This is a genomic window from Labedella populi (assembly GCF_004078655.1).
In the GTDB taxonomy this organism is placed as follows: Bacteria; Actinomycetota; Actinomycetes; order Actinomycetales; family Microbacteriaceae; genus Labedella; species Labedella populi.
This window is the reverse complement of record NZ_RZNC01000001.1, coordinates 70,982-85,546: the sequence shown is the minus strand read 5'-3', so window position 1 is coordinate 85,546 and position 14,565 is coordinate 70,982. Positions and strand designations below refer to the sequence as shown.

The following is a 14,565-nucleotide window of genomic DNA, read 5'->3' as shown; positions in this document are numbered from 1 at the left end:
AAACGCTTCTCAGGCTCTCCGGAAGCGCGGAACCCAGCAGGCCACGCGGTCGCGGTACTGCACGTACTCGACGCCGAAACGCTCCTCGAGGTCGGCCTCCTCGATCGGGCGCACGAGTTCATTCCAGACGAACGATCCCGCGATCGCGTAGACCACGACGAGCCAGGATCCGAGCATCAGGCCGACCGCTGCGCCCTGCACGATGCCCGCGACGGCCATCGGGTTCCGCACGAACCGGTACGGGCCCGCGATCACGAGGCGGCGCGCAGTGGCTGAGGGCAGCGGCGTGCCCTCGCCGAGCGCCGACATCGTGATGGCAGACCAGATGCCGAGCGCGCTCGCCGCGACGAGGATCACTGCACCGAGGATCGGGATCACGATCGGCACGTCGACGTCGACGTCGACCTGCCAGCGATGCTCGAGAAACGCGATCACGAGCGGGAAGACCACGAGGAAGAGGCCCCAGAAGAGGACGATCTGCAAGCCGGTGCGGCGGACGTGGTCGCTCGGCCGCCCGGCCGGCGCGAGGCGGAAGGCGAACGGACCGCGGATGATCCACTCCGCCGGGAGCCGACCGAGAACGACGAGCAGCCCGGCGGCGACGCTCCCCACCGCCGAGCCGATCATGAGGAGAGCGCCCCAACCCGCCTCGCCGGTCAAGGTCGCGAAGGCGACCATGCCGATCGTCACGAGCACGGTCCACGGAACGGCGACCCAGACGGCCCCCCGCACACCGACGGCCGCGAGAGCCGACGCGATCACGAAGAGGGGGATGTCGAGGGCCGCGACGACCACGGCGTCGAGGCTGCCGAGGGTGAGCTCCCGGACGAGAGGGACGGTGAAGACGGCGATCCACCAGACGAGTCCCATGAGAGCCTGCACGCCGAAGTAGAGGCGGCCGTGGCGGGCGTTCAGCCGATCGGTGACGCGGCAGCGCTCGTCGATCCGCGCGCGATCGATGGCGCGGCCGAGAGCGGACGAGGGCATGAGCCGAGTCTAGGAGCGGCGCGGGCGTCGCCGACCGCGCCTGGGCGAACCGTCCGAATAACCCTCCGTCGATTGTCGTCGTGCCGAGGGCGCTCCTAGGCTGGATCGGATGAAGCGCACACGACACCCGATCAGTGCGGCCGCGGCCGTGGTGTTGGCGTCGCTCGCTCTCAGCGGATGCGCGGCCGCGCCGGACGACGAACCGACCGCGATCGAGAAGATCGGAGACCGACTCGAGGCCTTCGAGGATCGGCTCGACCGCATCATGTGGAGTCGTCCGAGTCCCGAATCCCTCTGGTACCAGCTCGACCCGGCGACGGGGATGGGCAACCCGGTCCTCGCGGCGGACTTCGCCGCGGCGACGATGGCACCGCATCCCTTCGCTCACGAGGTGCGCGACGATCTCCTCACCGTCGACGTCTTCGTCTCGGCGTTGACCCGTCCGGGTGGGAGCCTCTTCCCCGACGCATCTCACGCCTACCTGTGTGCGTCGTACGTCATCGACCCGTACCACCAGTCGTTCGTGCGCGAGCAACTCGACTGCCCGGTCGGACCCTCGGAGCTCGGCGACGGGACGGGTGCGGTCGTCGCCCTCGACGACCTGGCACTCGACCCCGCCTGACCAATCAGGACCGAGCCCGCCGAGGCGTGACGCGGCAGCTCGCGCGTTACGGGCGGTTGGCGAAGCGGTCCGTCGCGGTGACGAGGGCGTCGAGGATGCCCGGCTCGTCGAAGGCGTGACCGGCATCCGGAATCATGTGCAGTTCGGCTTCGGGCCACGCGCGGTGCAGGTCCCACGCGGTGAATGCCGGGGTGCAGAGGTCGTAGCGGCCCTGGATGATGACGCCCGGGATGTCGCGGAGCTTCGGCGCATCGCGGATCAGCTGTTCCGGTTCGAACCAGCCCTTGTTCACGAAGTAGTGGTTCTCGATGCGTGCGAACGCGAGCGCGTAGGCGGGCTCGGTGAACGTGTCGATGAGGTCTTCGCGCGGGATGAGCGTGATGGCCGCGGCCTCCCAGCCCGACCAGGCCACGGCGGCCGGCCCGTGGATCGCGGGATCCGGGTGGTTGAGCAGCCGGTGGTACGCGGAGATGAGCGACCGCCGCTCGTTCTCCGGCACCGGGGCGACGAACCCCTCCCACCGGTCGGGGAGGATCGCGCCCGCGCCGCCCTCGTAGAACCAGTCGAGCTCGCTCTGGCGCAGCGTGAAGATGCCGCGGAGGACGATCTCGGTCACGCGCTCCGGGTGCGTTTCGGCGTAGGCGAGCGCGAGTGCGCTGCCCCAGGAGCCACCGAACACCTGCCAGCGATCGATGCCGCGCGCCTCGCGGAGCCGCTCGATGTCCACGACGGAGTGCCACGTCGTGTTCGCGGAGAGATCAAGATTCTCACTCGCGTGCGGGGTGCTGCGCCCGCAGCCGCGCTGATCGAAGAGCACGATGCGGTACTTCGAGGGGTCGAAGACGCGGCGCTGATTGGCGTTCGTGCCGCCGCCCGGTCCGCCGTGGAGGAAAACGACGGGTTTGCCGTCCGGGTTGCCCGACTCCTCCCAGTAGAGCTGCTGGCCGTCGCCGACGTCGAGCATGCCGGTGTCGTACGGTTCGATCTCGGGGTAGAAGCCGCGCATGAGATCAGCCTAGGGAGTCGGTGCGCTCACCTCACGCCATCCCGGATCAGCGGGACCGCTCGTCGAGCCAGATCAGCGGGAACAGCAAGATGAACGCCGCTCCGGCGATGGCGGTGCTCAGATCGCGACTCCCTGCCGCAGCGGCCGCGAAGGATGCGGCGAAAGCCGCGATGAAGACGGCCACGCTCGCGACGAGCGCCGGAGCCACGCGCCGTCGTCGTGGAAGGCCGGGTGGACGGGTCGCGGTGGGCCGGGTGGACTCGACGAGCGCGAGTGCCAGGCTGGAGAAGCCGATCGCGATGGCGCTGGCGTACGCCTCGGTGAGCCCCGGTGCGCTGACGATCACCGCGGCGAAGAGAGCTCCGAGCGACGCGCGTCCGAGCGGCGACACGTCGCCTCGCGCGACAGTGGGACGCGCGTCATGCGGCGGGGGCTCGAGGGTGCCGGAGCCCGAATCGCGGGATGCGGACGAGTATCTATTCATGCACGCCAGTATCGCTCGCCCGGAAGAATCTGTCCACAGAAAACGTATCTATGTGGAAACTCCGAGCGGGTGTGGAGAAGAGCAACTACCGTCGGGTCACGCAGGCGCCGCCCGGTGCCCGCATCCGAACAAGGAGGTACTTACATGTCCATGGTTCTGGAGATGCCCACCACGTATCGAGACGTCCCGAACGACGAACTGGACGGCATCGACGGCGGCATCGGCGCCATCGCGGTTATCGGCATCATCGGCGGCGCTCTCGGAATCGGAGGAAGCCTGTACGCCGGAGGCATGGCCGCCGGCGAGCGCGCCTACCACGCCGGCCTGCGCAACAAGACCTACCAGAAGATCAAGTGGCAGGTCCGCGGGGCGGTCGCCGGCATGTCCCCCGCCGGCAGCCCGTTCATCATGGCCGGGTTCGAGAACAAGTTCTACTCGATGATCTAGCACCTCGGGGCGGGCGGCGCGCCCGAACGCGTTGCCCGTCCCCCGTTCCCCCTACCGCTGCGACGAGAGGACGAGTGTCGCGGAAGCGACACCGACACGAGATGAGAAGAACGATCGGCACCGAGTACCCGCGCACACTCGTACTCGAGAACGTCGTGCGGCGACGGATACGTGCGCTGGATCCGGGCCATGTCCGCGACACGGCGGTCGCGCTCGTGCGGGATATCCGCGACAGCGGAGGGACGCCGAGAGGTCCCCTCGTCCAGCGACTCACCCCGAGAGCGAACGAGGACCACGTCGTCGCGCACGAGACGGCGCTCATGCGTCAGTCGGAGACGCCTCTGTCCCCCGCCGATCTTCCGCCGGACGTCGAAGTCGAGCCGCGCGTCGAGGTGACCGATTGCATCCTGGTCCGGTTCCGTGGCGACGTCTCCGACCTCGATGTCGTGTACAGCAAGATCAACGTCTTCGCCTACGAGAACGAGATCGAGCTCGACGGGACGGTCTACCTCGTCTTCGCCGGCGAGGACGGAACGTCCGTCGAGGTCGACGCCTTCGCGCCGGCGGTCTCGCGCGAGCCATGACGCGCATCGTCGACCTCGACAGCCTCACCGACAGTCGGATCCTCTACGAGAAGCGGCCGCCTCTCTTCGGACTCCTCCTCCTCGCGCTCACCGCGGGTGCGATCGTCGCGGTGGTCCTCTGGTCGTCGGTGACCATGCGACCGAGCCTCATCGAGGGGGTCGGCGTCATCGAAGGAGCCAACCGCACGGTCGTGATGGCGAGCGTCTCGGGTCGCATCGCCGCGGTCGACGCACCGAACGGCTCGAGGGTCGAGGCGGGAGCGCGCGTCGTCGCGGTCGAGAGCCTCGAACTTCAGGCGGAGAAGGACACCGTCGCGGCCCAGAAGGCCCTCCTCGAGAAGGAACTGGACCTTCAGTCTCGCTTCTCGCAGGCCGTGCGCGACGGCGAGAACTCCTTCCGGCAGGACGTCGCCGACGAGGCGGCCTTCTACTGGCAGTTCGACTCGCTGCAGAAACAGAAGGACCAGCTGATCGTGAGCCGCGAGAGCCTCGAAGCGCTCGGGTACACACCCGTGGAGATCGACGGCGCCATCGCCGACAACGCGTTGAAGGCGGAGGAACTCGACTCGACGGCCTTGAGCGAGTCGTCGGCGGAGGAGACCCAGATCCGTCAGCAGATCGCGGAGATCGACATTCGTGGTCGCGCGGCGAGCACCGGGGAGAGCGCCTTCCAGATCACCGCGCCCGTCTCCGGAACGGTCCACCTCGACGAGGGCGTGCAGGTGGGGAGCGTCGTCACGGCCGGAGACCGGATCGGCTCCGTGGCGTCGACGGAGGAGGGGCTCGACGTGAGCGTCTACCTGTCCGTGCCGGATCGGCAACACGTCGAGGTGGGGGATCGGGCGACCGTCTCGGTGGAGGGTCTCCCCGCCGTCGAGTACGAGAAGCTCAGTGGCCGCGTCGTCTCCATCGACGCCGACGTGACGGCGATGCCGATCGACGGGACGGAGACGGCCAACTACTTCGTGGTGCACCTGGCGCTCGACGACGACGTCGTCCGCACGCGCGACGGCGCCGAGCACGATCTGATCAACGGGACGACCATCACCGTTGACCTCGTGCGCGACGAGGTCACCTACCTCGAGTACGCCCAGGAGCTCGCCGGGTTCTCCCCCTGAGGTCGCGCCCGCCCGCCTCCGACACGACGACCATGACGACCACGAGAGAGGGATCCCACCGATGACCCGCCAGCACGTCCGCCAGAACGAGAGCTCCGACTGCGGTGCCGCGTGCCTCGCGGCGGTCAGCGCGGCCCATGGGAAGACCGTGTCGGTCACACAATTGCGGGACGCACTGGGAACGGCGGCTCGGGGCGTGTCGGTCCGCGGACTCGTCGAAGGCGCAGTCGAGTTGGGGTTCGAGGCGAAGGTCGTGAGGGTCGGCGAGGACGCGCTCACGACGAGTTACACCCGACCAGCGATCGCCCACGTGACGACGTCAACGGGCGATCCGCACTTCGTCGTCATCCACCGGGCCACGTCCCGGCGCCTCCTCATCGGCGATCCGGCGGAGAAGCGGCGGCGCTGGGTCGCGGTCGACGACTTCCTCGAACGCTTCACCGGGGTACTCGTCCTGCTCGCCCCGTCGCGCGCGTTCGAGCCGGGCGGATCACAGTCCCGTCCCGTCGGGCGATTCCTCCGCCTCCTCCGCCCGCACCGGGCGCTCTTCCTCTGGGCGATCCTCGGCTCCCTCATCCTCACGGTCCTCGGCATCGCCACGTCATTCGCCACGAAGATCATCGTCGACGAGGTCATCCCCTACGGCCTCGAGTCACTCATCGTCCCGCTCGGCGTGCTCTTCCTCGGAATGTACGTCGTGCAGCACGCCGTGCAGTTCATCCGGCAGTGGATCGTCCTGCACCTGTCGCAACGCATCGATGTACCGCTGATCCTCGGCTACTTCGCGCACGTCTACCGGATGCCGTTCCGGTTCTTCGACTCGCGCCCCGTGGGAGATATCCTCACCCGCTTCGGCGACGCCATGACGGTCAAGAACGTCCTGACCGGCGCCGCCCTGTCGGCGGTGCTCGATGCCGTGATGGCGATCGTCACGGGAGCCGTGCTGTTCTCGCTCGACGCCTCCCTCTTCCTCGTCATCGTCGTCTTCGTGATCGTCTCGGTCGTCCTCGTGGTCGCGTTCCTGCGTCCGTTCCGTGCGGTCAACGGCGAGCAGATGCAGCAGGCTTCCGTCCTCAATTCGCGCATCATCGAGGGGCTCCGCGGTGTGGAGGGCATCAAGCTCGAGGGCTTCGAACCGAGAGAGATGGAGGGCGTCGAGCGCGAGTACATCCGCAGCGTCCGCTTCTCCTTCCGGGAAGGGATGCTGGAGAACGGGCAATCGACGTTGATGTCGCTCTTCCAGGCCGCCGCGGGGCTTCTCCTCCTCCTCTTCGGAACGACGCGCATCATCGACGGTGACCTCACACTCGGAACGCTTATGGCCTTCGTCGCACTGAGCGCCTTCTTCATCGATCCCGTCTCCCGGCTGATCGGGCTGCAGCTCGAGTGGCAGGAAGCGAGCATGGCGCTCCGGCGCGTCGGGGAAATCCTCGACTACGAGCCCGAGGGAGGCGAGTCGTCGGGCTTTGCAGAGATCGATCATGGCGGCGGGGTCCGGTTCGATTCGGTCTCGTTCGGCTACCGCGGTCGCGCCACCGCGCTGCGGGAGTTGTCCTTCTCGATCCGTGAGGGCGAGCGTGTCGCCTTCGTCGGCCCGAGCGGTGGGGGGAAGTCCACGATCGCGAAGTTGCTGCTCCGTGTGGTTGAACCGGACGAGGGCAGTATCGCGCTATCCGGGATTCCGCTCGAACGGATCTCGCCCGCGGATGTCCGGTCTCACATCGCCTACGTTCCCCAGCAGGTCTCGCTGTACTCGCGTTCCGTCGCGGACAACGTCCGATTGTCCGTTCCCGACGCCTCGCCGCGGGCGGTCCGACGAGCGCTCGAGCGGTCCCACGCCGATGAATTCGTCGCGGCGCTTCCTCACGGTGTGAGTACCGTGCTCGACGAGGCCGGGGCTGGGTTGTCGGGAGGCGAACGACGCCGACTGGGGCTCGCTCGGGCGCTCCTCAAGGAGTCGCCGCTGTACGTCTTCGACGAGGTGACGAGCGATCTCGACGCATCGACCGAGGCGCTCGTGATCGATGACCTCATGGCTTCGCTCCCCGGCGCGACCGTCATCATGATCGCCCACCGTCTGGCCAGTGTGATGCGATGCGAACGGATCTTCGTGGTCGAGGCCGGACGGATCGTTGAGGAGGGCACTCACTCGGAACTCATTGAGATGGGCGGGCTCTATGCGGACATGTGGGCGGTGCAGCGCGGTGAGAGTCAGTCGACGCGCGGTCGCGTGGAGGAGGCGCGATCCTCGCGTCGGCCGCGTGGTCGGCAGGAGAACGACGCGATCACGTATCGGTGATGAAGCGCTTGAGCCCCACCGACCCTCGCGCACGACGGCGTCGCTGCACTTGCGACCTGAGCGCGCCGAGTACCGACGTCGTCGGACCCGTACTCAAACCGACGGCCCGAGGTACCCGCGATTACTCGTCGGTCGGGTCACCCGTGAGCGCCGCCGCATAGGCGCGAACCGAACGGTTGTAACGGGGCAGGGTCGGTTCTATCGCCTCGATCGCGACGCGGAGAGCCTCGTCGACGCGGCCCGCGCTGTGGAGGGCGAGCGCGAGGAACACCGCGGGGGCGACACCGATCGAGGGGTCGGCGGGTGCCTCCCGGAGCATCGTGATCGCCTCGTCGATACGACCCAGATTTCTCAGGGTCGACGCGTGCTGGATCACGAGTTGAGCTGCGCGGCTCGGGTCGACCTCCCCCAATCCGGCTTCGGTCGCCACGGAGTACTGGGCGTCGGCCTCGGCTTCGTGCCCTGCCGAATCGAAGGCGCCACCGAGCTCGAACGCTCCGAGCGCCGGATGCGGAGAGGCCTCGGCGAGCGCCGTCATACTCTCGAGTCGCGCCGCGTCGGCGAGGGTGTCGTCCGTCCACAGTCGGGCGATCGCGGCTTCCCACTCATCGGTAGTCATATGACCAGCGTAGGAGGGTGATTGACAGGCTCAGCGACTGTGCCGACCGTTCACCGCCCGCGGGCGAACTCCTGCGTCCCCGTCACCCGCAGGAGCTGGAGCTTTTCCGCCGACTCCGATCCCGGGACGGCTGTGTAGACGACGATGCGCATGTCGGTCGAGGGAGTGCTCAGGACGTCGCAATCGAGTTCGATGGGGCCGACGACGGGGGAGTGGACGGTCTTCCGGCTCGACGTGTGTGAGGCGACGGTCGCTGTCTCCCAGGCCTCGGCGAAGAGCGGGGAGGTGCGCAGCAGGGCGGCGACGAGTCCGGCGATGCGCGCGTCATCCGGGTACAGGCCGGCGGCGCGGCGAAGGTCGGCGGACAGGTCCGACGTGAACTCCTCGCTGTGCCCCTCCGCGAACTCGACGTCGCCGGGTCCCTGCGTGAAGTAGCGCCACGCGACGTTTCGCTCGTTGACGGAATGAGCTGACGGGTCGCCGAAGAGCGCTGCCCACAGTGGGTTCCAGTGCACGATGTCCCACGCCGCCGTCATGACCGCGACGGGCGAGTCGCCCATCCGGTCGACGATCCGCATCACTCCGGGTGGGATGTGCTGCGGCGCGACACGTGCGGAGGGGATCGGTGCACCGGCGATGCGGAGGAGGTGGTCGCGTTCCTCGCTGTCGAGACGGAGCGCGCGGGCGAGCGCCGTGATGGTCTGCGCCGAGGGATTGGTTGCCCGTCCCTGCTCGAGTCGCACGATGTAGTCGACGCTCACGCCGGCGAGGGCGGCGAGCTCCTCGCGGCGGAGTCCGCTCGTGCGCCTCCCGGGCCCCGCCGGCATGCCCACCTGCTCGGGCGTGACGCGGTCACGCCACGCGCGCAGGACGGTCGCGAACTCACTCATGGAGCCAGTATGCGCGCACCCCGGCATCGCCGGGTGGTACCGCCGGTCCCCCCGTCGAGCGGTACCTGTGGCACTCGCCGGATGGGCCGCAGAGTCGAGCCATGACAACGACACTCATCACCGGGGCCAACAAGGGCCTCGGGCTCGAAACCGCCCGCCGCCTCGTCGCCGCCGGCCACACCGTCTACGCCGGAATGCGCGACCTCGCCTCCGGGGACGCCGCTCGGGAACTCGGCGCCCACCCGGTTCAGCTGGATGTGACAGGCGACGCGTCGGTCGCCGCCGCGATCGCTCAGCTCCCGGCTCTCGACGTGCTCGTCAACAACGCCGGGATCGCCGGAACGGCGCAGAACCTCGACGACCTCACTCCCGAGGCGAACGATCACGTCTTCGCGACGAACGTCACGGGCATCGTGCGCGTCTCACAAGCGGCGCTCCCGCTCCTGCGGCGGTCGTCGAACCCGGTGATCGTGAACGTCGCGAGTGGACTCGGGTTCCCACGTTTCCTCCTCGACACGTCCCGCGCCGAGGGACACGTCATGACCGTTCCGTACGTGGCGTCGAAGGCCGCCGTCATCGCCCTCACCGTTCAGTACGCGAAGAACCTCCCCGGCATGCGCATCAACGCGATCGACCCCGGCTACACCGCGACCGATCTCAACGGGAACTCGGGCCACCAGACCGTGACCGAGGGGACCGACGCCGTCGTCGCGATGGCGACGATCGGCGCCGACGGACCGACCGGCACGTTCAGCGACCGCGAAGGCGTCATCGCCTACTGACCTCCGAGGTGACGTCAGTCGCTCGCGGCCGCGGGGTCGACGTCGACGGGCTGGACGACGGCCCGCCAACCGCTCCGCGCGTTGCCCTCGAAGCGGCCGTTGCGGAGCCCGACGTCGTCGAGCCGCCGCTCCACGTCGGCTCGTGCTGCGGCGTCGAAGTCCCGCGCGTAGACGACCCACTCGTCGAGCTCCCGGCCGGTGTTCGTCGTGATCGTGAGCCGCAACTCGTCGGCGACCTCGCCCCGGCGGACGATCGCGAGCACGGCGGTCGGGTAACGAGCGGGCATGCCCTCGACGATACCGGTCGGCGAATCGAGCGGATTGAGCGGAACGAGGGCGGGCTCCGACGATCGATCGCCGCGGCAGTGTCAGCCCTCGCTTCGGCCTCCCCGGGCGAACGCCGCCGCGGCACTGGCCTCCGGGCTCAGATCGAGTCGTCGGAGCAACTGGGCGTTGAGCGCGACCACGACCGTCGACGCCGACATGAGCAGGGCCCCGATCGACATCGGCAGAACGAAACCGATGGGCGCGAGCACACCGGCGGCCAACGGAACGGACAGCAGGTTGTATCCGGCCGCCCACCACAGGTTCTGCGTCATCTTCCGGTAGCTCGAACGTGACAGTTCGATCACCGAGAGCACGGATCGCGGATCGTCCGAGGCGAGGATGACCCCCGCCGACGCGATCGCGACGTCGGTCCCGGCGCCGATGGCGATTCCGACGTCGGCTCGCGCGAGGGCCGGGGAATCGTTCACACCGTCCCCCACCATCGCCACCGTCCGCTTCTCGCCCTGCAGTTCGGCCACCTTCGCCGCTTTGTCTTCGGGGCGGACACCGGCATAGACCCGGTCGACGCCGAGCTCCTCGGCGACGGAGCGGGCGACCGCCTCGGCATCTCCCGTGATCATCACGACCTGGACACCGATGCCGTGCAGCGCCGCGATCGCGTGGCGGGATTCCTCACGGATCTCATCCGCCAGGGCGAGCGCGCCCACGACGACCCCGTCTCGCACGACGTGCAGGATGATACGACCGTCGCGCTCCCAGTCGTCGAGACCCGTCAGGCCACGGACGCCGTGAGCGTCCAGCATCCCCGGCCCTCCGACGCTGACGGAGCGTCCCTCGACGGTGGCGGTGACGCCCACAGCCGTCGACGCTTCGAACTCGGTGGCCGTCGGAATCGTCAGCCCACGACGTTGCGCGTGTCCGACGATCGCGCGGGCCAGGGGGTGCTCGCTGTCCCGCTCCACGGCCGCGGCGATGGCGAGGATCTCGTCCTCTTCGAGGTCGACGTCGCCGGCGGCGCGGATGGACGTGACGGTGGGCTCGCCCTTCGTGAGCGTGCCCGTCTTGTCGAACAGGACGGTGTCCACCTTCCGCATGCTCTCCAGCGCGAGGCGGTCCTTCACCAGGACGCCGCCCCGCGCGGCGCGCTCCGTGGCGATCGAGACGACGAGCGGTATCGCGAGACCCAGTGCGTGGGGGCAGGCGATGACGAGCACGGTGACGGTGCGGATGACCGCGTCGTCAGGCATGCCGAGGAATGTCCAGGCGAGCGCCGTGATGACGCCGGCGCCGAGTGCGAACCAGAACAACCACGCCGCCGCGGTGTCCGCCAGCCGCTGGGCTCGGGATGACGAGTTCTGCGCCTCCTCCACGAGACGACGGATGCCGGCCAACGCCGTGTCGTCGCCGACGGCCGTGACCCTCACGCGCAGCGCGGTGTCCGTGGCGACGGTTCCGGCGACCACCGTCGCACCCGGCCCGCGCGTGACGGGGCGGGACTCCCCCGTGATCATCGATTCGTCGACGTCGGCGGTCCCCTCGATCACCTCGCCGTCTGCGGGGATGCGTGCGCCGGGACGCACGATCACGACGTCGTCGCGCTGCAGATCGGATGGAGCGACGGTGACAACGGTGTCACCGTCGACCCGCTCCGCCTCGTCGGGCAGCAAAGCGGCGAGCGATTCGAGCGCAGATGCCGATTGTGCAAGCGAGCGCATCTCGATCCAGTGCCCGAGCAGCATGATCACGATGAGGAGAGCGAGCTCCCACCAGAAGTCGAGAGCGTGATCGAGCAGGCCGAGGCTCGCTCCCAGGGAGGCGATGAACGCCACCGTGATGGCGAGCCCGATCAGCAGCATCATTCCTGGACGGCGGCGGCGGAGCTCGTCGACGGCACCGGTGAGGAACGGGCGACCGCCCCAGAGGTACATGACCGTGCCGAGCACCGGGGACACCCATTCGAGAGCCGCGATGTCCGGCAGGTCGTATCCGAGGATCATCGCGAACATGTCGCTGAACGCCACGACGGGCACCGCGAGGACGAGCATCACCCAGAAGAGTCGCCGGAACTGACCCACATGGTCCGCGTGACCGCTGTGACCCTCGTGGCCACCGCCGCCGCCGTGACCACCCGGCGTCGGCGCGTGCTGGGAGTGGTCGTGCGATTCGTGCGACGACTGGTGGGCGTTGGTCATCATTTGAGAGTGCTCGTGTTGCGCGTGCGGGTCAACCATGATCGGTCCTCTCGTCGGTCTATCGCCTGAAACGATACCCCTAGGGGGTATATTCCCCACGACACGGCGTCCTCGCGTCCGGCGCGAGCGCGTCGAACGGCCAGCATGCACCGCCGGCATCGGCAGGTCCAGGTCATCCCGTTCGCACCGGTCGACGGGAGGCGGGAATCGCCCTGGTCCTGACGCGCACACCGGCGTACAGTGAAGAACGGCCGTGGATCCCGCCGGAGCGTGAGCTCGAATTGTCTCGAGGCTGATGGTTCCTCCCTCTCGATCTGAGCCGAGGCAGGTGAATCGTGCCCGAACACCCCCGACTCGTCCTCGTCCGTCACGGCGAGAGCACGGGCAACGCGGACGGTCTGTTCAGCGGCATCCTCGACGTTCCCCTGACCGACACCGGCCGTAACGAGGCTCGTGGGGCCGCGGCGCTTCTCCGTGCGGCATCGATCGATCCCGACGTGGTCGTGACGTCGACGCTGCAACGCTCGGTCGAGTCCGCGCGGATCATCGTCGACCACCTCGCGGCCCGGTCCCGCACCGTGGTCGCCGACTGGCACCTGAACGAGCGTAATTACGGGGCACTCACCGGGTTGTCGAAGACCGCGGTACGAACCGAGTACGGGGCCGAGGCGTTCAGAGAGTGGCGGCGGTCGATGAACGGCCGACCTCCCGCTCTCGCCGACGACGCCTTCGCACGACTCACGGCGTCCGCTGCGTTCGAGGGCCAGCCCGCCGACGCGATGACGCGAACGGAGTCCCTGCGGGACGTCATCCTCCGCCTCCACCCACTCGTCGATGACCGCATCGACCCGGCCCTGACCCGCGGAGACACGGTGCTCGTCGTGGGTCACGGCAACTCTCTCCGCGCCCTGCGCGCCCTCCTCGATCACCTCGACGATGCCGCCGTGCGTGACCTCAACATCCCGACTGGACACCCGTTCGTCTACGACACCGGTGCCCACGGGTCCCCGATCTCGCGGAGCGGACGCTACCTCGACCCTGCACGAGCCGAACGGGCGGCGATCACGCTCGCCCACGAAGGAGGAACCTGACGACCACCGACCTCAGCCGCACCCGCACGAGCACCGCAGCCGCACGAGCACCGCAGCCGCGAGCCGACCTCGACCCCACCGCCGACCCTCCCTGCATCGCCGTCGACCGACTCCGAGGCGGTGCGCGATCACCATGACCGTTAAAGACCGCTAAAGAAGGTGGGGCGGCTCTCGCCGACTATCGCCGCGCCGCGCCACGCAGCGAGGCGGCGTCCTCGCTCGGGGAGGCCCCGAACTCACGGCGGTACTCGCGGCTGAACTGCGAGGGGCTTTCATAGCCGACCGCATAGGCGATCGTGCCGATATCGCCGGGGTCGGCGATCAGTCGCAACCGCGCCTCCTGCAGTCGGATGCTCTTCTGATACTGGATCGGACTCATCGACGTCACTGCGTGGAACGCTCGATAGAACGCCGACGGGCTCATTCTGGCGAGTTCTGCGAGCTCATCGACGCGAAGGGCCTCGGCGAAGTGCTCCCGGATCCATCGAACGACGTGGCGGACCCGACTGAGGCTGCTGTCGGCGAGGCCGAGATGCCGGACGGTGGCGCCCTGCTCATCCGACATGATCAGCCAGAGGATCTCCCTCTCGATCATCGGCGCGATGACGGGGATGTCTCGAGGGTGATCGAGGAGCCTGAGCATGCGAAGGGTGGCATCGAGCAGGCGTTCCGAGGTGTCTCCGACGGCGATGGCCGGCGGGGATGACTCGCCGCGGGCTGGGCGGGGAAAGTCTGCCGCAGCGGCCGTGAACATCAGCTCCGCAATGATCTCAGGCCTCAACTCCAGACCGAATCCGAGCGCGGGATGTTCCGGGGTGGCATCAGCGAAGTGGCCCGACACGGGGAGATCGACGGAAGCGACCAGATACTGGCCGGCGCCGTAGTCGTGCACGACTCCACCGACGGAGAGTCGCTTGGTGCCCTGCGCCACCACCGCGAGAATCGTGCCGGTGCTCGACTCGTCTTGCGACCCTCCCTGGGTCATCCGCGACACGACAACGCCTGGGATCGCTGTCGTGCCGATGCCAACGGTGGCGTGACGATCGACGAGCGCGCGGAACTCTTCAAAGGACATACGAAGAGTGAAACAGCAAACCCATACCTGGGTGTCGGTTTCCCGCGAGGTCGGCAGGATCGTGCAAGGAGTCGGTTCGAT

Annotated in this window: 15 protein-coding genes; 7 read left to right on the top strand and 8 right to left on the bottom strand. The window is 68.4% G+C overall.

Annotation, left to right across the window (positions count from 1 at the left end; all coding sequences use genetic code 11):
• Positions 1-9: 9 nt before the first annotated feature.
• Positions 10-870 carry a methyltransferase family protein gene (locus tag ELQ92_RS00445; protein ID WP_243694878.1) on the bottom strand — a complete coding sequence of 287 codons (861 nt, stop codon included), beginning with the start codon at positions 868-870 and terminating at the stop codon, positions 10-12.
• A gap of 226 nt (positions 871-1,096) precedes the next feature.
• On the opposite strand from ELQ92_RS00445, the gene ELQ92_RS00440 reads away from it, so the two are divergent.
• A complete protein-coding gene (locus ELQ92_RS00440) occupies positions 1,097-1,609 on the top strand; it encodes a hypothetical protein (RefSeq protein ID WP_128496925.1) in 513 nt (170 codons plus the stop codon).
• A gap of 46 nt (positions 1,610-1,655) precedes the next feature.
• Here ELQ92_RS00440 and pip read toward each other — a convergent pair whose 3' ends face one another.
• Both pip and ELQ92_RS00430 read right to left on the bottom strand, forming a co-directional pair.
• Positions 1,656-2,615: a prolyl aminopeptidase gene (gene pip / locus ELQ92_RS00435; protein ID WP_128496923.1), complete on the bottom strand. Its 960-nt coding sequence runs from the start codon at positions 2,613-2,615 to the stop codon at positions 1,656-1,658.
• A gap of 46 nt (positions 2,616-2,661) precedes the next feature.
• Positions 2,662-3,099 carry a hypothetical protein gene (locus tag ELQ92_RS00430; RefSeq protein WP_128496921.1) on the bottom strand — a complete coding sequence of 146 codons (438 nt, stop codon included), beginning with the start codon at positions 3,097-3,099 and terminating at the stop codon, positions 2,662-2,664.
• Between the two features lie 144 nt (positions 3,100-3,243).
• Here ELQ92_RS00430 and ELQ92_RS00425 point away from each other — a divergent pair, with 144 nt between their 5' ends.
• The 4 genes from ELQ92_RS00425 (at position 3,244) to ELQ92_RS00410 (ending at position 7,547) form a co-directional block, all read left to right on the top strand.
• Positions 3,244-3,546 (top strand): hypothetical protein, encoded by a 303-nt coding sequence (locus ELQ92_RS00425; RefSeq protein WP_128493349.1) that lies wholly within the window; start codon positions 3,244-3,246, stop codon positions 3,544-3,546.
• 101 nt (positions 3,547-3,647) lie between these two features.
• Positions 3,648-4,130: a hypothetical protein gene (locus tag ELQ92_RS00420; RefSeq protein ID WP_128496919.1), complete on the top strand. Its 483-nt coding sequence runs from the start codon at positions 3,648-3,650 to the stop codon at positions 4,128-4,130.
• Positions 4,127-5,248 (top strand): HlyD family secretion protein, encoded by a 1,122-nt coding sequence (locus ELQ92_RS00415; RefSeq protein WP_128496917.1) that lies wholly within the window; start codon positions 4,127-4,129, stop codon positions 5,246-5,248. The genes ELQ92_RS00420 and ELQ92_RS00415 overlap by 4 nt, the downstream gene beginning before the upstream one ends.
• Positions 5,249-5,309: 61 nt before the next feature.
• A complete protein-coding gene (locus ELQ92_RS00410) occupies positions 5,310-7,547 on the top strand; it encodes a peptidase domain-containing ABC transporter (RefSeq protein WP_128496915.1) in 2,238 nt (745 codons plus the stop codon).
• 121 nt (positions 7,548-7,668) lie between these two features.
• Here ELQ92_RS00410 and ELQ92_RS00405 read toward each other — a convergent pair whose 3' ends face one another.
• Together ELQ92_RS00405 and ELQ92_RS00400 are read right to left on the bottom strand one after the other, a co-directional pair.
• Positions 7,669-8,166 (bottom strand): tetratricopeptide repeat protein, encoded by a 498-nt coding sequence (locus tag ELQ92_RS00405; RefSeq protein WP_128496913.1) that lies wholly within the window; start codon positions 8,164-8,166, stop codon positions 7,669-7,671.
• 50 nt (positions 8,167-8,216) lie between these two features.
• A complete protein-coding gene (locus tag ELQ92_RS00400; RefSeq protein ID WP_128496911.1) occupies positions 8,217-9,056 on the bottom strand; it encodes a helix-turn-helix transcriptional regulator in 840 nt (279 codons plus the stop codon).
• 101 nt (positions 9,057-9,157) lie between these two features.
• On the opposite strand from ELQ92_RS00400, the gene ELQ92_RS00395 reads away from it, so the two are divergent.
• Positions 9,158-9,838, top strand: coding sequence for an SDR family NAD(P)-dependent oxidoreductase (locus tag ELQ92_RS00395; RefSeq protein ID WP_128496909.1), 681 nt, complete (start codon positions 9,158-9,160; stop codon positions 9,836-9,838).
• 14 nt (positions 9,839-9,852) lie between these two features.
• On the opposite strand, the gene ELQ92_RS00390 is transcribed toward ELQ92_RS00395, so the two are convergent.
• Both ELQ92_RS00390 and ELQ92_RS00385 read right to left on the bottom strand, forming a co-directional pair.
• Positions 9,853-10,125, bottom strand: coding sequence for a hypothetical protein (locus ELQ92_RS00390; RefSeq protein ID WP_128496907.1), 273 nt, complete (start codon positions 10,123-10,125; stop codon positions 9,853-9,855).
• A gap of 81 nt (positions 10,126-10,206) precedes the next feature.
• The gene (locus ELQ92_RS00385) at positions 10,207-12,321 is read right to left on the bottom strand and encodes a heavy metal translocating P-type ATPase (protein ID WP_481808272.1); all 2,115 of its coding nucleotides are present in this window, start codon (positions 12,319-12,321) and stop codon (positions 10,207-10,209) included.
• A gap of 332 nt (positions 12,322-12,653) precedes the next feature.
• Here ELQ92_RS00385 and ELQ92_RS00380 point away from each other — a divergent pair, with 332 nt between their 5' ends.
• Positions 12,654-13,409, top strand: a complete 756-nt coding sequence (locus ELQ92_RS00380; RefSeq protein WP_243694787.1) for a 2,3-bisphosphoglycerate-dependent phosphoglycerate mutase — start codon at positions 12,654-12,656, stop codon at positions 13,407-13,409.
• 178 nt (positions 13,410-13,587) lie between these two features.
• Here the strand turns inward: ELQ92_RS00380 and ELQ92_RS00375 are convergent, their stop codons facing one another.
• Positions 13,588-14,484, bottom strand: coding sequence for an AraC family transcriptional regulator (locus ELQ92_RS00375; RefSeq protein ID WP_128496901.1), 897 nt, complete (start codon positions 14,482-14,484; stop codon positions 13,588-13,590).
• Positions 14,485-14,565: the final 81 nt, after the last annotated feature.